Source organism: Polaribacter filamentus, from assembly GCF_002943715.1.
In the GTDB taxonomy this organism is placed as follows: Bacteria; Bacteroidota; Bacteroidia; order Flavobacteriales; family Flavobacteriaceae; genus Polaribacter; species Polaribacter filamentus.
In genome coordinates this window covers 69923-90139 of record NZ_MQUA01000014.1, presented here as the reverse complement: position 1 = coordinate 90139, position 20217 = coordinate 69923, and the positions used below count along the sequence as shown (strand labels likewise).

The window sequence follows — 20217 nt, the reverse complement described above, 5'->3', positions numbered from 1 at the left end:
TATGAGACACTTTTTTTTTCTTATTTTATTAACTATTAGCAGTTTAAGTTTTAGTCAAGAAGAAGATCAAAATGATTTTTTCTTGGCGGATACCTATTACAGACAAGGAGAATTTGAAAAAGCAACTCAGATTTTTAAGAAACTGTATGATAAAAGTCCGTTTAACACCACTTATTTAAGCAAGTTAATTACCTGTTATCAAGAATCAAATAACTTTAAAACTGCTGAAGATTTACTTAAAAACCGCATTAAGCAAGACGCTTCTAAAGTTTATTTATATGTTTTTTTAGGCTATAATTATGAACGCCAACAGCAACAAGAATTGGCAGATTCTAATTATAAAAAAGCCATAAATTCTTTGGATAAAAACCCTGAATATAGCAATACAATTGGCAATCTATTTAAATTTTACAATCTATTAGACGATGCAATTTTAGCTTTTGAAAAAGCGATGCAACAAAACCCGAATGCCAATTATAATTTTCAAATTGCGCAGATTTATGGAGAAAAAGGCGATTACCAAAGAATGTTTGAATCCTATCTAGAATTGATTGATAAAAACGAAAGTTATCTCAGTTTAGTTCAAAGATACGCTAGCCAATATATTACAGACGATTCAGAAAATGAAACCAATATTTTATTCAAAAAAACACTTTTAAGAAAATCTGTAAACAATGCTAAAGACGAATGGAATATTTTATTAAGTTGGTTATTTGCCCAACAAAAAGAGTATGGTAAAGCGCTGATTCAAGAAAAAGCTTTGTACAATAGAAACGCTTTTGATCTCGCTGAAATATTTAGTCTAGGAAAATTAACTTTTGACAATAAGGATTACGAAACAGCTAAGTTATGCTTCGATTTTATCTCCGAAAAAACTTCTTCTATAGACGAGAAAATTAATACAAATTTATACCTCGCAAAAATTGCTGTGGCAACAAAAACCCAGCAACCGAAAAATTATTTGAGTCATTATTTACTAAATTTGGTGTCACTGAATTTACTCTAAAACTACAAGTTGAATATGCCGATTTTTTAACTTTTAGTAAAAACGATCCCGAAAAAGCAAGAGCAGTTTTAGAAAAAGCATTGACCTTTTCTAGGTCAAAATTTGACGAAGCAAGAATAAAATTAAAATTAGGCGATGTGTTGGTGTTTAGTGGAAACTTTAACAAAGCATTGATCTATTTTTCTCAAATTCAGACGCAATTAGCGGATGATGAATTGGCGCAAGAAGCGCGTTATAAAGTAGCACAAACAAGCTACTTTAAAGGCGATTTTACCTGGGCAAAAGCACAACTAAAAGTATTAAAAGGCTCTACAACGCAGCTAATTGCCAATGATGCCGTAGATTTATTTTTAAAAATTACAGACAACGAACCTGTAGATTCCATTCCGTCTGGATTAACCCAATTGGCAAGGGCAGAACTATTGGCGTATCAGAATAAAGATTTAGAAGCTTTAGCTGAAATACAAATCTTATTTACATCCAAAGAAATATTGGTAAATGGCTTAGTTCCTGGTGAAGTTATTTATGATGATGTGCTATTTTTTCAAGCAAAATTGTACATCAAACAAAAAAGATATGAGGATGCTATTTTAAGTTTAGCAGAAATTGTGGCTGCAGATAATCAAGGTTTATTAACAGATGATGTTTATTTTATGATGGCAGAAATATATAATTATAATTTAAACGACATAGAAAAAGCAAAAGAATATTATCAAAAAATAATATTTGAACAACCTTCTAGCATTTATTTAGTTGAAGCTAGAAATAAATTTAGAAAATTGAGAGGAGATAATTTGTAATTAATAGTTCATGGTTGTTGGTTTTTAGTTGATAGCTTTTGATTCTTAGCTTCATCAAAAAAAACACTCGCCAAAAACAATTAACCATTAACCATTAACAAAAAACCAAAAAATAATGTACATATACAACGTAACAATAAATATAAATGAGGCTGTTCATGAAGAATGGTTAACTTGGATGGAAAACCATATTTTGGATGTTTTAAACACTGGTAAATTCACTTCCGCAAAACTTACGCAGGTTTTGGTTGATGAAGAAATGGGAGGTAAAACATATTCCATTCAATACACTGCAAACACAAGAGAAGATTTAGACGACTATTACAAAGAAGATGCAGATAGATTGCGCAAAGAAAGTCTGAAAAAATTTGGTGATAAAATGTTGGCTTTTAGAACAGAATTACGCTTGATAAAAGAGTTTTATCCTACAAATGTTAGCAATTAGGTTGCTGCCTTATATAGATAAAAATTTAAATTGATAATTAAAAAATCTAACCACATATGCGCAAAGAAAAACATAGGTTTATCCATTGATTACTCCTTTAGATAACAAAGTAAATTCGAATAAAGCGGTGTTACTTATTAGCCTACAGCTATTTCAGAGAGAATCACAGCGTTTTTTCAATGCGTTTCACAAAGAAGTATTGAGATACAAAGTTCATAGATATACCAGTCCTAAAAACTAGCTCCAACACCAATAGAAAAAGCATTAATCTTAGAAACACCAATTTTAAAATGCTCATAACCAGAAGAAATTTGATAGTTTTTTAAATGGTATTTCAATAGTAGTTTTGTGTTGTTTACTTCTTGATTATTGATGTTTGTAAACTTATGAGAAACCTTTGCACTTATTGGTTTTACCACAAACCATTCTGCACCTAAACCAACCCCAAAACCAGTTTTATTTACATCAGATCCTACATGCATCATTCCTAGTCCAAACCAAACATCTAATTTTTGAGTTCGTATTCTATGGTAATTTATCAAGGTAGAATACAAAGAAAATTGATCTCTATTTGTGTTGCTTTTTTCTCTCAAATATAAATAGTCAAATTCCAATCCAAAACGTTTTAAAAAACGGAAATCAATACCAAAATTATTTCCGTATAAATTACTGTTTTCAATCACAAAACTATTGGTAATATCCAGCCTTGTTATTTTATAATTGATAGAATCTGTGTAGATAAAATTTCCATGAAATGACTTTTCATATGGATAATTGGCAATCTCAGCATCATGCATTCTACCGTTAAACTCAAATGGCGATTCTATCGCAACACCATACACTGTGTAAGCAAATAAATCTATAAAAATACCCACAAAAAAAGAGCTAAAATAAGATTCGTCATTAGAGTTTCTATACCTTCTAGAATCTCCTTTCGTGCTTGGTGAAGTGGTTGAAATTTTACCTTTAGAAGTAGATTTATTTAAACTTTCTTTCCCTTTTTCTAACTTTCCTTCTTGCGAAAAACAAGCAATATTAACTGTAAAAAGGAATAGTAGAACTAATAAAATTCTTTGCATTTGACTGATTTTAAAGTTAAACCAACCAAAAATTATGCCTAATTTAGAGTACATTTGTTTTCTCAATCTCAAAAACAAACATCTTGTCTGTAAAAGCAAAAAAACATTTAGGTCAACATTTTTTAACTGATGAATCCATCGCCAAAAATATTGCCGATGCTTTAACAGGAACTAACTACGATAACATTTTGGAAATTGGTCCTGGAATGGGAGTTTTAACAAAGTATTTATTACAAAAAAAACCAAAAATCACCGTTCTTGAATTAGACAGAGAATCAGTAAGTTACCTTAAAAATACGTTTTGGTTAGAACATATAAAATTAGACACATCTAAAGACAAGTTTACTATTTTAGAAGGAGACTTTTTAAAGCAAAATATCGAGGAAATTTTTGATAAAAAACAAGTAGCAATTATTGGTAATTTTCCATATAATATTTCTACTCAAATTGTTTTTAAAGCGATTGAACACCGAGAATTTGTTCCAGAATTTGCTGGCATGTTTCAAAAAGAGGTTGCAATGAGAATTGCCGAAAAAGAAGGCAGTAAAGTTTACGGAATTTTATCTGTTTTAACCCAAGCTTTTTTTGATGTAGAGTATTTATTTACAGTGCCTCCAGCGGTATTTAATCCTCCTCCAAAAGTAGATTCTGGCGTAATTAGACTTATCAGAAAAGAAAACTATACCTTACCTGTTGATGAAAAATTATTTTTTAGAGTTGTAAAAACTGCTTTTAATCAACGAAGAAAAATGTTGCGCTCTAGTTTAAAATCCTTTAATCTTTCGGATTCTTTAAAAGAAGACCCTATATTTACCAAAAGACCAGAACAACTGTCTGTTGAGGCCTTTATTTCACTTACACAAAAATTAGCAAATCATGGCGTTTGATGTTACCAATGACTTTCTAGAAAACCTTACAGAGCTTATAGCTACTACTAATAACCTTGCTATTAACGAATTATTCGAAGACTTGCATTACGCAGATATTGCAGAGGTTTTAGACGAACTTGATTTTGATGAATCTATTTATATAATTAAACTTTTAGACAGCGAAAAAACATCAGAAATTCTTACCGAATTAGATGGAGATACTCGTGAAAAAATTCTTAAAAATTTATCAGCAAAAGAAATTGCTAGAGAAGTTGGTGAAATGGACACCGATGATGCGGCTGATATTATTGGCGAGCTATCCGAAGAAAGACAGAGACGTGTAATCTCTGCTTTAAAAGATGACGAACATGCTGCAGACATTAAAGAGTTACTTTCTTATAACGATAATTCTGCAGGTGCTTTAATGGGTAAAGAACTGGTAAAAGTTTATGAAACTTGGACTGTTGCTGGTTGCATGCGCAGAATACGAGCGCAAGCCAAAGAAGTAAGCAGAGTGCATTCTATTTATGTGGTCGACAAGCAAAATAAATTAATTGGACGCCTTTCTTTAAAAGATTTAATTGTAGCAAAAAATGATCAAAAAATTTCTGAAATTTATATTGATAAAGTAGACTCTGTAAATGTAAATGAAGATGATGAAGAGGTTGCTAAAATTATGTCTAAATACGATTTAGAAGCTATACCTGTTGTAGATGATAATAACGTTTTATTGGGTAGAATTACAATTGACGATATTGTAGATGTTTTAAAAGAAGAAGCAGACAAAGATTATCAGTTAGCAAATGGTTTAACACAGGATGTAGAAGCAGATGATACTGTTTACGAATTGGTAAAAGGACGCTTACCTTGGTTAATTTTAGGCTTATTTGGTAGTTTAGGAGCTGTAATTATTATGCAAAATTTTCAAACAATTATGGACAATCCAGAGTATAAAGCCTTGTTCTTTTTTACACCATTAATTGCCGCCGTTGCAGGAAATGTTGGTGTACAATCATCTGCAATTATTGTACAAGGTTTAGCAAACGATATAATTAAAGGCAGTTTATGGAGCAGATTATTAAAAGAAATATCAATAAGTTTAATAAATGGTTTATTACTTTCTATTATAATTATTGCATTTACTAAAATTTTAGGTTTTCCTATTAGCTTTAGTTTGGCAATTTCTATTTCTTTAATGTCGGTAATTATTATCGCTTCTTTAATTGGTACTTTTGTACCAATTATTTTAGATAAAAGAGGTATAGATCCTGCATTAGCAACGGGTCCTTTTATAACAACAAGCAATGATATTTTCGGAATTTTAATCTATTTCTCAATAGCAAAACTTATTTTGGGAATTTAAAAAATCCTCGTTTTTATAAGCCTCAAGAAAAAAAATCATAAATCGTCTCCCAACAATAAATAAAAATTTAGGCATAAAGGCACAACTAAATTCCTAAAACCTATTTGGTCATTTTCGTAAATAAATCCCAAATTACAACTCCTGTTGTAACAGAAATATTCAAAGAGTGTTTTGTGCCTAATTGCGGAATTTCGATACAAAAATCAGCAGCATTAACAACTTGTTGTTGCACACCTTTTACTTCATTACCCATTACAATGGCGTATTTCTGATTTTTCTCTGGATAAAATTTATCAAGCTTTGTGCTGTTTAAGGCTTGTTCAATAGCTAAAACTTTTACATTTTCTGATTTTAATTTTTCTACTAACTCCAAAGTATCTTCCACATAGTCCCATTCCACAGATTCTGTTGCACCCAAAGCCGTTTTATGAATATCTTTGTTTGGCGGTGTTGCACAAATTCCACATAAATAGATTTTTTCAATCAAAAAAGCATCCGAAGTTCTAAAAACAGACCCAATATTATTTAAACTTCTAACATTGTCTAAAACGACTATTAAAGGTGTTTTCTGGGTAGTTTTAAATTCATCCACAGAAATTCTACCTAATTCGTTATTTTTTAACTTTCTCATACTATTTTTGTTGATGATTCACGGTTTTTAATTTTTGGCGACTCAACTAACAACCAAAAAACAACCACTAACAACTATATTTTATATCTTCGCAAAACTAACTTTAATTTTCCAAAAACTTGGCAAAATCAAACGCTAAAAAGGTGACTCCTTTAATGAAACAATACAATGCCATCAAGAAAAAATATCCTGATGCTATGTTGTTGTTTAGAGTAGGGGATTTCTATGAAACTTTTGGTGAAGACGCCAAAAAAGCAGCTCATGTTTTAGGAATCACGCTTACAAAACGTGGCGCCGGAAGTGAAACTGAAACTGCCTTGGCAGGTTTTCCTCATCATTCCATAAACACCTATTTACCAAAATTGGTAAAAGCAGGTATGCGTGTTGCCATTTGCGATCAGTTAGAAGATCCTAAAATGACAAAAACCATTGTAAAACGAGGTGTTACAGAATTAATTACTCCCGGAGTTTCTTTAAATGACGAAGTTTTACAATCTAAAACGAATAATTTTTTAGCGGCTGTTCATTTTAACAAAAAACAACTCGGAATTTCATTTTTAGACGTTTCTACGGGCGAATATTTAGTTGCGCAAGGCAATGCGGAGTATATCGATAAATTGTTGCAGAATTTTAGCCCGAGTGAGGTTTTAGTGCAAAAGCAATACAAGCAACCGTTTTTAGAATTGTTTGAAAACCGATATTATACTTTTTATTTAGATGATTGGGTTTTTCAACCTGAATATGCAAACGAAACCTTACAAAATCATTTTGAAGTAAAAACTTTAAAAGGATTCGGAATTGAAGATCTTAAAAACGGAATTATCGCAGCCGGAGCCGTGTTGTATTATTTATCGGAAACGCAACACAATCAGCTAAAACACATACAAACTATTAGCCGAATTGCAGAAGACAATTATGTTTGGATGGACCGTTTTACAGTTCGGAATTTAGAATTGTACAATCCTAATTCTATAAACGCAATTACGCTTTTAGATATTATTGATAAAACCATTTCGCCAATGGGTGGAAGGTTGTTAAAACGTTGGTTGGCATTGCCTTTAAAAAACATTGAAGACATAAAAAATCGCCACGAATTGGTAAAGTTTTTTATAGATTCTGATGGTTTTTCGAAAACAGTTACCTATCAATTAAAACAAATTTCTGATATAGAACGGTTAATTTCTAAAGTGGCTACTGGGAAAGCTTCTCCTAGAGAAATAGTGAACTTAAAAAACTCTTTGAAGGCGATTTTACCAATAAAAACATCCGCAGAAAAAAGTAAAAATAAAACAGTTCAGAATCTTGGCAATCAGTTGCATTCTTGTACTGTTTTAATTGATAAAATTACAGAAACGTTGTTTGATGATGCGCCTGTAAACATCAATAAAGGAAATGCAATTGCAACAGGAGTTCATCAAGAATTAGACGATTTACGCGCAATTTCTAGCACTGGAAAACAGTATTTAGATGCTATGTTGGCACGTGAAACCGAAAGAACCGGAATTAGCAGTTTAAAGATTTCGTTTAACAATGTTTTTGGCTATTATATTGAAGTCAGAAATACGCATAAAGACAAAGTGCCTAAAGAATGGATTCGTAAACAAACCTTGGTAAATGCAGAACGCTATATTACGGAAGAATTAAAAGAATACGAAACAAAAATTTTAGGTGCAGAAGAGAAAATTGCTAAAATAGAACAAGAAATTTTTTCTAAATTATTACAATATATCATTCAGTTTGTGCAAATTGTTCAAGAAAATGCCCAAATTATTGCAAAAATTGACTGTTTATTATCTTTTTCAGTTTTAGCGATTGATAATAATTACGTACGTCCACAAATGGATGAAAGCACCGATTTAGAGATTAAAAACGGGCGTCATCCTGTTATTGAAAAACAATTACCAATAGATCAAACGTATATTGCAAACGATGTTGTTTTAAATAGAAATCAACAACAAATAATTATGATTACCGGACCAAACATGTCTGGTAAATCGGCTATTTTAAGACAAACGGCTTTAATTGTTTTGCTTGCGCAAATGGGAAGTTATGTGCCTGCTCAAAATGCAAAAATCGGAATTGTAGATAAGATTTTTACACGAGTTGGTGCGAGTGATAATATTTCTATGGGCGAATCTACGTTTATGGTAGAAATGAACGAAACAGCATCAATTCTTAATAATCTTTCTGACAGAAGTTTAGTATTGTTAGATGAAATTGGTCGTGGAACATCTACTTACGACGGAATTTCAATTGCTTGGGCAATTACAGAATTCTTGCACGAACATCCCTCAAGAGCAAAAACATTATTTGCAACGCATTATCACGAATTAAATGAAATGACAGCCACTTTTGAGCGTATTAAAAACTTTAATGTGTCTGTAAAAGAATTAGAAAACACTATTATTTTCCTACGTAAATTGGTTTCTGGTGGTTCTAATCATAGTTTTGGTATTCATGTTGCCAAGTTGGCTGGAATGCCAAATATGGTGATTCATAGAGCAAATAAAATTTTGACTCAATTAGAAAAAAACAATAAAAATTCTGATGTAAAAGACGTTTTAAAACAAACGCAACATGAAGAAATGCAACTCAGTTTTTTTCAGTTAGATGACCCGCTTTTAGAAAACATTAGGGAAGAAATATTAACAATTAATATTGATACGTTAACGCCTATTGAGGCATTAATGAAACTGAATGAGATAAAGAGAATGTTGGTGAAAAAGTAACATTAACTTATTTAATATTAGCAATTGTCAACCCTCAAAAAGGTAGTTTTTTCATCTCCCCTTTTCTGGGAAGATATCCCCACAGAAAGGGAGAGAATAATTTTACAAATACTTGATTTTTAGAAATTTAAAAAAAGTATAATTTTATGTTTTAGAATATCAAGAAAGCCTTCTAAAGAAAAAAAACTAAAATAGTTACTATAAAACAATATGAAGAAGTTTAATAATTATCTCTTACATACTCAAAAATAACCTGCATTTGTTCTTTAATTTTAGAATTAGGATGCATAAAATGGTTATTCATAAAACTAAAAATAAGCACTTTATTAACGTCTGTAATTAAATAACCACTTAAATTATAATTGTTCCCTAAAGTACCTGATTTTGCATACATATAAGGAGCCTTTTCACCAGAAAACCCGGTTTTTAAAGTTTCTGATTCCCCTACAACATTAAAAAACGAGAACAACCTTTCCCTAGGTATTTTCTTGTACATTTTGGATAAAACTTCCACAAAAGAAATGGGTGTAAATAAATTATACCTACTTAATCCAGAACCGTCTACCCATCTTGGTTTTTGTTTTAAATCTCTTAACTGATTTTCTAACATAAAATCTCTGACTTTTGATGAATTTAAAGTGTCCGAAAGTGTTGATGAAGCTAAAATTAAAAGCTGTTCTGCCAAAAAATTATCGCTTACTTCCATCATTCTTTTATATAAAGAATCTGAAGGAATACTATACGCTATTTTAGTTGGTTTTATTTTAAAGTTTGTTACTACTTTTATCTTATTTGGCAATAGATTATTCCATAGGTTTGCGAGTAAATCTGAACTTATAAGTATTGGTATTACTGTTTCACCTACTTTATCTTTTGCTAAATAAAATTGATTTTCAAACTCATCTCTTCCATATTTTTTAGTAGTAATTTTTAAATTATTTTCAAAAAAATTAGGCGTAACAGTTAGATCGTTTTCATTTTGGAGCGTAACAACATTTCCGTACATAGGAAAAGCACTTCTTTCCGGACTAAAATAACTATCAAAATCTTCCCAAGCCCAACCAGCAGCAAATTTTTTATCAGCAATATTATTAACGATTAAATTTACTTTTTTATAATTAGTAGCCATTTTTAAAGCCGTACTATCTTTAAAAAAAGAGTGTAAAAAAGTTGGGTCTCCTGTTCCTTGAATCGTAATAGTATCTGCATCAACAGCGTATTTGAACGCAGGAATAGAATCTGATAATAACTCTAAACCTGTAAAAAGTGTAAAAATTTTAGTGTTGCTCGCTGGCGTAAAATATTTATTTCCGTTGTAATTGTAGACTATTTTATCAGCATTTACATCATAAATATAAATTCCTGTAAACTGATTTTCAAAAAAAGAAGAAGCGATTTCCTTGTTAATTTTATTCTTGATTCTCAAAGATTTACATCCTACAAAAACCATTGTAAAGCATAAAAGACAAAGTGTTTTTTTAATCATGCAAGCTGTTTTAAAATTCTATACTACAATTTACAAATTTTTTTATTTGATAAGTTTATATCACTAATAATATTTACCTTTGTTAGAACTTTATTCTAATTATGAATACAACTTTTTTATTTATTGGTGCTCCAGAGATTATGATTATCCTGTTAATCGTTGTAATGGTTTTTGGTGCAGATAAAATTCCTGAAATTGCAAGAGGTTTGGGTAAAGGAATTCGTCAAGTTAAAGATGCTACAAACGAGATTAAAAGAGATATTAGTGAAAGTGCAAAAAGTCAAGGCTTAGATACTGATTTTACGAAAGACATTAAAAAAAGTATCACAGACGTAAAAGAAAATATTGATGATATAACGGGGCCAATAAAGCGAAATAAATAGTATTCTAATTTCTTTCTGAATTGCTTTCAGATTCTTTCATATCTCTATAAACTTAACAATAAGCAGTGCCTAAAGCAGCTTATACCCAAACTATTTTACTCTACTAATTGTTAATCCGTCTCTTATTGGTAACAAGACAGTTTCTATCCTGTCATCAGAATTTAGCAATTTATTATAGGCTAAAAGCACTGTTGTATCGGTGTCTTTTGGGTCTAAAGCTTCCACAATTTTGCCACTCCAAAGTACATTATCAGATAAGATAATTCCGCCCGAATTCATTTTATCAATGATTAAATGAAAATAATTTATATAATTAGATTTATCCGCATCAATAAAAACGAGGTCAAATTTCCTGTCTATTTTTGGAATAATATTTAGCGCATTTCCAACCCGTTGTTCTATTTGGTTTCTATAACCAGATTTCTGGAAATACTTGTTCTGTAAAGTTTCTAATTCTTCGTTTTTATCGATGGTTATAATTTTTCCTTCGGATGACATTCCTTCTGCTAAACACAAAGCAGAATAACCAGTATACGTGCCAATTTCTAAAATGGATGTTGGTCTTATTAACTTAGAAATCATTGACAAAATCCTACCTTGAAAAGCACCGCTTAACATTCTAGGATTTAAAACTTTTTGCCAAGTTTCTTTACTTAATTCCTGTAAAATTTCTGGCTCTTGTTGTGAGTGATTTACAACGTAATTATCGATTTCTTCTGGTAAAAAATGCATCTTTTTAGATTATTAAATTTTTGGATAGACAGATTTTTAGATTTTGTCTAATAACCTGAGTTCAAAAATACAAAAAAACGGAACCTATATTTCTATAAATTCCGTTTCAATCTAACAAAAAATCAAAAAAGACGGTTTTTTAGAAAACCAAAAAAAAATTTATATTTTACTTTCTATACTTTTTTTTAGAGCTGCTTTCTCAAAATCAGTAAGGCACTGTTTAATTTCTTTACAGCTTTTTGCCTGACCTTTATACAATGACGATAAAAATACGTTTTGCTTTGTATATAAAGCACATATTCTACATCTTAAAAAATGAATATTTAATTTTACTTTATCTAAGATTGTAGCTTCGTTATACTGGCTCTTATCGCAGATTGTTGTGGCTTGATCACAATTGATGAAAAATTTCTTAAACATAATACTAATTATTAAACCAATTATCTTCCATACATTTTCGTAACTGAGTTCTTGCTCTATGGATGATAACCCATAGGTTTGACGCAGTTATGTCTAGCTCCTTACAAATTTCTTCCGTCTCAAATTCTTGAATCGTTTTCATTCTAAAAACGATGGCATACTTTTCTGGTAATTTAGCAATACAACTGTCTAATTGCGATTTTAATTCTTCGTTTTCTATGTCTTTTTCTGATGCATTGTTCCAGCTTTGCGGCACTCTTTCTTCAATCCAACTTCCTTCATTTTCACCCCCTTCATAAAAATTCATTCTAACTTCGGCTTTTCCTTTATTAGAATTTATTTTTCTATAATGATCAATTACCTTTCTTTTTAAAATAGACACTAGCCAAGTTCTTTCTGTAGCTTTACCTTCAAAATTCTTAGCAGATTTTAATCCTGCAAAAAATGTTTCTTGTACTAAATCTTTGGCTAGATCACTATCATTAACGCGCACAACAGCATAATTAAACAGGTAATCTGCGTAATTATCTATCCACTTATCTGGGTTTAAAGTAATTATTTCTTCGAGCATTTTTTAAGTTAAACATCAAATGTAATGCTATTTTTCATGATTTATTGCAACTCAGTTGTCTCTTCTTTTCATATGCATCAAATAAAAAATTTATAAATTACCATTAGAGCAAATAGGTGAAAAAGAATGTGTTTGAAAGTGCAATATTCTTTCTGTAATAAAACTCGTAAAATGGTTAAAGAAAGCTTCAATTACAATCAAATTTAAAATATTAAGAAGGTATTTTATATAATTCTCGATTTATTACGGATATTATAACCACTATATTAACTTGTTAAATATCGCTCGATATTTCTTATTTTTACCCAAATTCTAAATTCTAAAAAATATGTCTGTAGCAAAAAAACAGTACAAAAGAATCACCGTAAAATCTTTGGTAGAAATGAAAGCTAACGGAGAAAAAATCTCTATGCTAACCGCCTACGATTATACGATGGCAAAAATACTTGATAGTGCTGGCTTAGACGTGCTTTTAGTAGGAGATTCTGCATCCAATGTAATGGCGGGACACGAAACTACGTTGCCAATAACTTTAGATCAAATGATTTATCATGCAAGTTCTGTTGTTAGAGGTATTGAACGTTGTTTAGTTGTAGTTGATTTGCCTTTTGGAAGTTATCAATCCGACCCAAAAGAGGCTTTGCGTTCTGCCATTAGAATTATGAAAGAAAGCGGTGGTCATTCTATAAAATTAGAAGGCGGTAGAGAAGTAAAAGAATCTATAAAACGTATTTTAAATGCAGGAATTCCTGTAATGGGCCATTTAGGACTAACGCCACAATCTATCTATAAATTTGGCACCTACACTGTTAGGGCTAAAGAAGAGGAAGAAGCAGATAAATTAATGGAAGATGCTTTAATGCTAGAAAGAATTGGTTGTTTTGCCTTAGTTTTAGAGAAAGTGCCAGCAGATTTAGCAAAAAAAGTAGCAGAAGCGATCTCTATTCCGGTAATCGGAATTGGTGCAGGAAACGGCGTTGATGGACAAGTTTTGGTTACACACGATATGTTAGGCATGACGCATGAATTTAATCCGCGTTTTTTAAGAAGATATTTAGATTTATATGCTGATATGACAGACGCTTTTGAACAATATGTTACCGATGTTAAAAGTAGAGATTTCCCTAGTGAAGATGAGCAATATTAAGAGCCCCTTCTAACCTTAACAAAGGGAAGGAATGTATTGTGAAAAAAATTAATAGTTTAATTATTTTAAGTCTCTTTTGACTATGTTACAATACTCGAAAATAATCTGATTATGAAAATATTACACTTAGACTCAAATCACCCATTATTAATAAATCAACTAATCGATTTAGGTTTTCAAAATGAGGAAGATTATACTTCTTCGAAACAGGAAATTGAAGCTAAAATTCATTTGTATGATGGTTTTATTATCAGAAGCCGCTTTTCTATTGATAAAGCATTTTTGAGCAAGGCAAAAAACTTACAATTTATTGGAAGAGTTGGTGCTGGCCTAGAAAATATAGATTGCGAATATGCAGCATCAAAAAACATTGAATTAATTGCGGCTCCCGAAGGAAATAGAAACGCAGTTGGTGAACATTCTTTAGCAATGCTTTTATCTCTTTTCAACAAATTAAATAAAGCAGATAAAGAAGTTAAAACAGGCAAATGGTTGCGCGAAGAAAACAGAGGAATTGAGTTAAACGGAAGAACTGTAGGCATAATTGGTTATGGAAATATGGGGAAATCTTTCGCAAAAAAACTACGTGGTTTTGATGTTAAAGTATTGTGTTATGATATTAAACCAGGCGTTTCTGATGAAAATTGCAAACAGGTTTCTTTAGCTGAAATCCAAGAAAAAGCAGACGTTTTAAGTTTACATACACCACAAACCAAATTTACAAAAAATATGGTAAACACTGATTTTATCAATAGTTTTAAAAAGAATTTTTGGTTGCTAAATACTGCACGTGGAACATCTGTTGTAACAAAAGATTTAGTTTTAGCTTTGCAGGGTGGTAAAATTTTAGGCGCGGGATTGGATGTTTTAGAATACGAAAAATCGTCTTTCGAAAACCTGTTTAAAAAGGACGCCACATCGAGCGAAGCTGAGATGCCCGAAGCTTTTCAATATTTAATAAATGCTGAAAATGTTTTGTTAAGTCCGCATGTTGCAGGTTGGACCTTAGAAAGCAATGAGAAATTAGCACAAACAATCGTGGATAAAATTAAAGTAAAATTTTGTTAACTTACTGACTTTAAATCATCCACTAAAAAACAATAAGATGCCCTACGAAGCAAATACACCAGAAGAATATATTGCTCAATTGCCAGCTGACAGAAAAATAGCGGTTGAAAAACTACGAATAGTCCTCAAGAAAGATCTTCCTAAAGGTTTTAAAGGAAGCATCAATTACAAAATGTTAGGCCATTATATTCCAGATTCAAAATATCTAAATGGATGTCATGGTAAACGAAAATTAGAAATTGGTAAAAATTGTATCCAATTTAAAAAAATGGACGAAATTCCTTATGATTTAACTGGTGAATTAGCAAGTAAAATAACTATTAATCAATGGGTTAGATTACATGAAACTACTTTAAAAAAGGCTACTAATTAAAATATACAAATTATGTCTAAAGAGAATACAACTAAAGAACAGCATGAATTCGTTGAAAACCTAAAAGAAAAGACAACTGAATTTGTTATGAATACTAAAGAAATTTTAGAAATTGCAAAAAAGAAAATAGACGAAACTTTAACTGATGAGAATATTGAAGAAGCAAAAAAGAAAGCATCTAAATTTGAGGACGAAACTGCAGAAAATTTAACTAATTTTGCCAAAGAAGCAAAAGAAGATCTCAGAGAAGTGACCCAAAAATCGAAAACGTTTTTACAAAAATTATTTAAAAAATTAACATAAACCTAAAAAATAAATTAATGAATCTACTTTCAAATTATCCAACCGAAGTTTTAATATTACTGTTTTTAATTGTTACCTTTTTACAATCTGGTGCAGACAAACTTTTAGATTGGAAAGGAAATGTTTCCTTTATTAAAGAGCATTTTAAAAACTCCCCTTTAAAAAATAGCGTGCCTCTTTTATTAGCTATTATTTTAATTTTAGAAATTGTTGCAGGCCTTTTAATGTTGATCGGTGTTTACGAATTATACACTTCCGAAGCAAATGCATTTGCATTATTAGGTGCAGAACTTTCGGCGGTCGTTTTAATTTTCTTGCTGATAGGACAACGTTTGGCAAAAGATTATGCAGGCGCGATGTCTTTAGCTGTCTATTTTATTATTGCACTTTGGGGTGTATATTTGTTAAATAGCTAAAACTTATCAATATCAATAATAACAATAAATATTACCTATTATAAAAACCCTTAAAACATTCGTTTTAAGGGTTTTTTATTTTTATTTAGAGCAATAGTGTATTTTATGAATAACAAGTAAACAAACTGTTTTTAAAATCCATTTTAGCTCTTTACAAAGCAAGTAGTTAAATTAAGAATAGAAAATACTCCTATTCTTTCTGAATGTTTATCCAAAACTTCGATAAAATAATCGTTACAAGCAATTTATTTTAATAAAAATAAAAACCAATCATTATTTAAAAATTTATAAGTTTCTGTTTTTTTGTTTTTTTTAAAAATTCAATTTATAAATTCCATTTTGACTTAAAAATTTTTACTTCAATCAAAAACAATCATTTACTGAAATCCTATTTCCTAGATTTTTTTCACTCTTAAAACCCGTAAAAAAAGAATTTAGTTTGTGTTTTATTTTTCGGTCATAGTGAATCATTAGTTATTGTGTTTTTATCTTGATGATCAAAGTAAAACAACTGCGAAACCGGTATCTATAACTTTCCTAGAATTGAATATTTAGGTTAATTCTTTAGACGCTATATTTACTTGTTTTAATATTTCAATTAGAGGGGTTTTACAAATATTTAATTCATCTGTTTCAGAATCAGAATAATTTTCTGATGAAAAGTTCAAACTAGATCCTACATGAAATCCCGATTAAAATAAATCTCATTATGGGTAAAAAAGGCTGCTTTTGCAATTTCTCTTTTTTAAATAATTATATAAAAATGAAATTATCTCCTAACTTCAAAAAAAACAGACAACGTAAATAGAGAGAATACGACGCATGAAATCCTTTTCTTTTTAATGCTATTTTTATCAGATAAAAATTCATAAACAATTCCATTTCTGTTGTTCAAAAAAATCAATTCATGAAATGTTCTAACCAGGAATTTATCTTCTAAGAAAACATTATGAAGCATCCTTCTTTTGTAAGAGATTTTAAGTCTTAAATCACAAGAGCAATTTTATCAACAAAAACTATTTAAAGAACACTAATAATTGGTTTTATTGATTAAAAAACCCCAAAAAAAGAATGTTTTAAGGGGTTTTTAATTTTCAATAAGGTGTTTATATGTTTTAACCACGACAAGCCTCTTAGTGGTTTTTAAAATCGTTTTTACCTCTTTTTAAGCACATAAGTCAAAGAAGAATACTCTTTACTTCTATTTGCTTTTAAATTTGATACAAAACCTCTATAAAATGATTTTATAGGATTCATTTTTCCTGATTTATATTTTTCACTTAAAAGAGAAACATAATACGCATCAAATTTCATTGGGATTGTTTTTTCTACAATCATATTTTCTGATGAAAACAATTTAGAAATTGATGTTTGTGAGAAATGCCACAAATGTCTTGGAGCATCAAAAGCCGCCCAAAACTCTTTGTAATAATTTGCGTCTTCACTTTTAAAATTAGGAACAGCAATTAATAATTTCCCATCTTTTGAAAGCAACTTATTAAGTGTAGAAATATACGCAGATAAATCCTCTACATGTTCTAAAACATGCCAAAGTGTAATTACATCAAATTGTATCTTTTTTACTTCTGATAAATTTTCTTGTAAGGTAATTCCTTTTTTTGCCGCAATATTTCTTGCGTCTAAATTGGGTTCAACTCCAAATACATTCCAATAATTATTTTCACAAACTTTTAAAAAATCCCCTGTTCCTGCCCCAACATCTAAAATATTTTTTGATGATGTTTTAAAAGAAGCGATCAGTTTTAACTTTCTTTTTAACGTGGTGTTTTTTACTCTTTGATATACTTTATCTAACAGTGATTTTTTAGAATCTGTATGAGAAATATAATTTTCGCTTTTATAATACGAAGCTAAATTTTTAGGAACCGGAGTTGTTACCAACATATCGTATTCTTTATTTATCATCACTTTATAAACTTCGCCAGAAACAGCATGGTCTTTACAGCTTAAAAAAGGTTGTAAATTTTGATAAAAGTCTTTTTCTTTTGTCATGTATTCTGAATTGTTCCACGAGGAACATTTTAAAAATATCGAATTTTATCTTCCCATATAAACTAACAACACCGATATATCACTTGGTGAAACTCCGCTAATTCTACTTGCTTGGGAAATAGATGTTGGTTGAATTTTAGTTAGCTTTTCCCTCGCCTCAAAAGAAATCGATTGTAGTTTTTGATAATTAAAATTAGCAGGAATTGTTACATTCTCTAACCTGTTTAATTTATCAGCATTGTTCTTTTCTTTCTCTATATAACCAGAATATTTTAAATGGATTTCAGCTTGTTCTACAACCTCCCAATCAATGTCATTCTCCGCAATAAACACTTTTAATTTCTCTAAATCTTTAAAGTCTTTAAAGTCTAGTTGCGGTCTTGCTGCAACTTTAAAAAGCTTCAAAGATTGATTAATTAAATCTAAATTCTTAGCCTCTAAAATAGGATTAATCTCCGCCTCTGTCACACTCGTTTCTTCTAAAAACTTAATTAGCAAATCGGTTTTTCGCTGCTTTTCAAGAACTCTATCCATTCTTTCTTTCGATGCTAAACCCAGCTCAAAACCTAAAGGAGTTAATCTTAAATCCGCATTATCTTGCCTTAGCAAAGTTCTATATTCTGCTCTCGATGTAAACATTCGATAAGGCTCATCTGTGCCTTTCGTAATTAAATCATCTATTAAAACACCTATATAAGCTTCGTTTCTTTTTAGAACAAATGGCGCTTTACCTTGCGTTTTTAAAGCAGCATTTACACCCGCCATTAATCCTTGCGAAGCAGCTTCTTCATAACCTGTAGTACCGTTAATTTGACCGGCAAAAAACAAATTCTCTATTAATTTCGTTTCTAAAGAATGCTTTAATTGTGTTGGCTGAAAGAAATCATATTCAATTGCATATCCATATCTAAAAAACTTTACGTTCTCAAAACCCTCAATTGCACGTATTGCTTTGTCCTGAATATCCTCAGGTAATGATGTTGAAAATCCGTTTACATACATTTCTACAGTTGTCCAACCTTCTGGCTCTACAAAGATTTGATGCCTATCTTTCGTAGCAAAACGATCCACTTTATCCTCCACCGAAGGGCAATATCTTGGTCCGGTAGATTTAATTCTACCATTAAACATTGGAGATCTATCAAACCCTTCTCGCAACAATTCATGCACTTTAGGATTTGTATATGTTAAATAACACGAACGTTGTTTTACCAAGGGTCTTGTTGTTGGTAAATATGAAAATTTCTCAGGAATTTCATCTCCTGGTTGCTCCAACATTTTAGAATAATCCAAAGATCTTCCATCAACTCTTGGCGGAGTTCCGGTCTTCATTCTACCTGCTTCAAATCCTTTTAAAACCAAATCTTCTGTAATTCCCGTGGACGCACTTTCTCCGGCTCTTCCTCCTCCAAATGTTTTGTCTCCAATATGAATCAGACCATTTAAAAAAGTCCCTGCTGTAATAATCACAGTTTTTGATTTAATCTCTAAACCTAAAGCCGTTTTTACACCAATAATTTTATCGCCGTCAAACAATAAACCATTCACAGAATCTTGGTAAAAATCTAAATTTTCGGTTTGCTCTAGCATCGTTCTCCAACACTCTGCAAACATCATCCTATCTGATTGCGCCCTTGGACTCCACATTGCAGGTCCTTTAGATTTGTTAAGCATTTTAAATTGTATCGCCGTTTTGTCAGTAACAATTCCGCTATACCCACCTAAAGCATCAATCTCTCTTACTATTTGCCCTTTTGCAATTCCACCCATTGCTGGATTACAACTCATTTGTGCAATATTTTGTAAGTTCATTGTAATTAATAAAGTGTGTGCACCCATGTTTGCAGAAGCTGCTGCAGCTTCACTGCCTGCATGTCCTCCGCCAATTACAATTACGTCATATGTTGTTGAAAATAAACTCATTATCTTATAGTTCCACGTGAAACTTATTTTTTATTAATTTGAATATCAATTGTTTAATAGCAATAAAGAACTATTTTCCGCAGTTCTCATCTGCTTAATTTCATCATCAGTCTTATCCTTAAAACCCATGTAATGCAAAACACCATGAACCATGACTCTGTGAAGTTCATCTTCAAAAGAATCGTTATATTCTTTCGCATTTTCCACTACTCTTTCAACCGAAATAAAAATATCTCCATTTATTAATTTTCCTAAGGTGTTATCAAAACTGATCACATCCGTTAAAGTATCGTGTTTCAAAAATTCCACATTCAACTTTAAAAGGTATTCATCATCACAAAAAATATAATTGATTTCCCCAACCTCAAAACCGTTTTCTGAAGCTACATTTTCAATCCATTTTTCTAGACGATTCTCGTCTTCTACTTGAAAAGTTGTTTCGTAATTAAACTCTATCATA

The 20217-nt window shown here is 30.7% G+C and carries 20 protein-coding genes; 12 read left to right on the top strand and 8 right to left on the bottom strand.

The features are described 5' to 3' along the window. Position 1: 1 nt before the first annotated feature. The 3 genes from BST83_RS20880 to BST83_RS17110 all read left to right on the top strand — a co-directional run bounded on the left by BST83_RS20880 (position 2) and on the right by BST83_RS17110 (position 2251). The gene (locus BST83_RS20880; RefSeq protein WP_240614851.1) at positions 2-1006 is read left to right on the top strand and encodes a tetratricopeptide repeat protein; all 1005 of its coding nucleotides are present in this window, start codon (positions 2-4) and stop codon (positions 1004-1006) included. Positions 1007-1086: 80 nt separating this feature from the next. Then, positions 1087-1806: a tetratricopeptide repeat protein gene (locus BST83_RS20875; protein ID WP_240614850.1), complete on the top strand. Its 720-nt coding sequence runs from the start codon at positions 1087-1089 to the stop codon at positions 1804-1806. 115 nt (positions 1807-1921) lie between these two features. Beyond that, positions 1922-2251: a DUF4286 family protein gene (locus BST83_RS17110; RefSeq protein WP_104810982.1), complete on the top strand. Its 330-nt coding sequence runs from the start codon at positions 1922-1924 to the stop codon at positions 2249-2251. Positions 2252-2481: 230 nt separating this feature from the next. On the opposite strand, the gene BST83_RS17105 is transcribed toward BST83_RS17110, so the two are convergent. Further along, on the bottom strand, positions 2482-3330 hold the full coding sequence (locus tag BST83_RS17105) for a hypothetical protein (protein WP_146092198.1): 849 nt from the start codon (positions 3328-3330) through the stop codon (positions 2482-2484). An 83-nt stretch (positions 3331-3413) separates the two neighbouring features. Here BST83_RS17105 and rsmA point away from each other — a divergent pair, with 83 nt between their 5' ends. Continuing rightward, entirely contained in the window at positions 3414-4217 is an 804-nt protein-coding gene (gene rsmA / locus BST83_RS17100) for a 16S rRNA (adenine(1518)-N(6)/adenine(1519)-N(6))-dimethyltransferase RsmA (RefSeq protein WP_104810980.1), read from the top strand. Further along, positions 4207-5562, top strand: coding sequence for a magnesium transporter (gene mgtE / locus BST83_RS17095; protein WP_104810979.1), 1356 nt, complete (start codon positions 4207-4209; stop codon positions 5560-5562). The genes rsmA and mgtE overlap by 11 nt, the downstream gene beginning before the upstream one ends. Before the next feature lie 100 nt (positions 5563-5662). Here mgtE and BST83_RS17090 read toward each other — a convergent pair whose 3' ends face one another. Then, positions 5663-6193, bottom strand: coding sequence for an RNA methyltransferase (locus BST83_RS17090; RefSeq protein WP_104810978.1), 531 nt, complete (start codon positions 6191-6193; stop codon positions 5663-5665). A 119-nt stretch (positions 6194-6312) separates the two neighbouring features. Here BST83_RS17090 and mutS point away from each other — a divergent pair, with 119 nt between their 5' ends. After that, positions 6313-8922: a DNA mismatch repair protein MutS gene (gene mutS, locus BST83_RS17085; RefSeq protein ID WP_104810977.1), complete on the top strand. Its 2610-nt coding sequence runs from the start codon at positions 6313-6315 to the stop codon at positions 8920-8922. Between the two features lie 220 nt (positions 8923-9142). On the opposite strand, the gene BST83_RS17080 is transcribed toward mutS, so the two are convergent. Then, a complete protein-coding gene (locus BST83_RS17080; protein WP_240614849.1) occupies positions 9143-10348 on the bottom strand; it encodes a D-alanyl-D-alanine carboxypeptidase in 1206 nt (401 codons plus the stop codon). 161 nt (positions 10349-10509) lie between these two features. Here BST83_RS17080 and BST83_RS17075 point away from each other — a divergent pair, with 161 nt between their 5' ends. Beyond that, a complete protein-coding gene (locus tag BST83_RS17075; RefSeq protein WP_104810975.1) occupies positions 10510-10791 on the top strand; it encodes a Sec-independent protein translocase subunit TatA/TatB in 282 nt (93 codons plus the stop codon). Between the two features lie 90 nt (positions 10792-10881). Here BST83_RS17075 and BST83_RS17070 read toward each other — a convergent pair whose 3' ends face one another. Further along, on the bottom strand, positions 10882-11523 hold the full coding sequence (locus BST83_RS17070) for an O-methyltransferase (RefSeq protein WP_104810974.1): 642 nt from the start codon (positions 11521-11523) through the stop codon (positions 10882-10884). 424 nt (positions 11524-11947) lie between these two features. Beyond that, on the bottom strand, positions 11948-12514 hold the full coding sequence (locus BST83_RS17060) for a sigma-70 family RNA polymerase sigma factor (protein ID WP_104810972.1): 567 nt from the start codon (positions 12512-12514) through the stop codon (positions 11948-11950). Between the two features lie 328 nt (positions 12515-12842). Between BST83_RS17060 and panB the strand changes: the two genes are divergently transcribed. From panB to BST83_RS17035, 5 genes are all read left to right on the top strand, one after another. Next, positions 12843-13661, top strand: a complete 819-nt coding sequence (gene panB, locus BST83_RS17055; RefSeq protein ID WP_104810971.1) for a 3-methyl-2-oxobutanoate hydroxymethyltransferase — start codon at positions 12843-12845, stop codon at positions 13659-13661. A gap of 111 nt (positions 13662-13772) precedes the next feature. Then, positions 13773-14729, top strand: coding sequence for a 2-hydroxyacid dehydrogenase (locus tag BST83_RS17050; RefSeq protein WP_104810970.1), 957 nt, complete (start codon positions 13773-13775; stop codon positions 14727-14729). 37 nt (positions 14730-14766) lie between these two features. Continuing rightward, complete coding sequence (locus tag BST83_RS17045; RefSeq protein ID WP_104810969.1) at positions 14767-15102, top strand: hypothetical protein; 336 nt, start codon at positions 14767-14769, stop codon at positions 15100-15102. Positions 15103-15114: 12 nt separating this feature from the next. Continuing rightward, complete coding sequence (locus BST83_RS17040; protein ID WP_104810968.1) at positions 15115-15405, top strand: hypothetical protein; 291 nt, start codon at positions 15115-15117, stop codon at positions 15403-15405. 17 nt (positions 15406-15422) lie between these two features. Further along, a complete protein-coding gene (locus tag BST83_RS17035) occupies positions 15423-15821 on the top strand; it encodes a DoxX family membrane protein (RefSeq protein WP_104810967.1) in 399 nt (132 codons plus the stop codon). A gap of 1155 nt (positions 15822-16976) precedes the next feature. On the opposite strand, the gene BST83_RS17030 is transcribed toward BST83_RS17035, so the two are convergent. The 3 genes from BST83_RS17030 to ybeY are packed head-to-tail and all read right to left on the bottom strand — an operon-like array spanning position 16977 to position 20216. After that, positions 16977-17834, bottom strand: a complete 858-nt coding sequence (locus BST83_RS17030; RefSeq protein ID WP_104810966.1) for a class I SAM-dependent methyltransferase — start codon at positions 17832-17834, stop codon at positions 16977-16979. A 45-nt stretch (positions 17835-17879) separates the two neighbouring features. Further along, positions 17880-19757: a tRNA uridine-5-carboxymethylaminomethyl(34) synthesis enzyme MnmG gene (mnmG, locus tag BST83_RS17025; RefSeq protein WP_104810965.1), complete on the bottom strand. Its 1878-nt coding sequence runs from the start codon at positions 19755-19757 to the stop codon at positions 17880-17882. Positions 19758-19802: 45 nt separating this feature from the next. Further along, a complete protein-coding gene (ybeY, locus tag BST83_RS17020; protein WP_104810964.1) occupies positions 19803-20216 on the bottom strand; it encodes an rRNA maturation RNase YbeY in 414 nt (137 codons plus the stop codon). Position 20217: the final 1 nt, after the last annotated feature.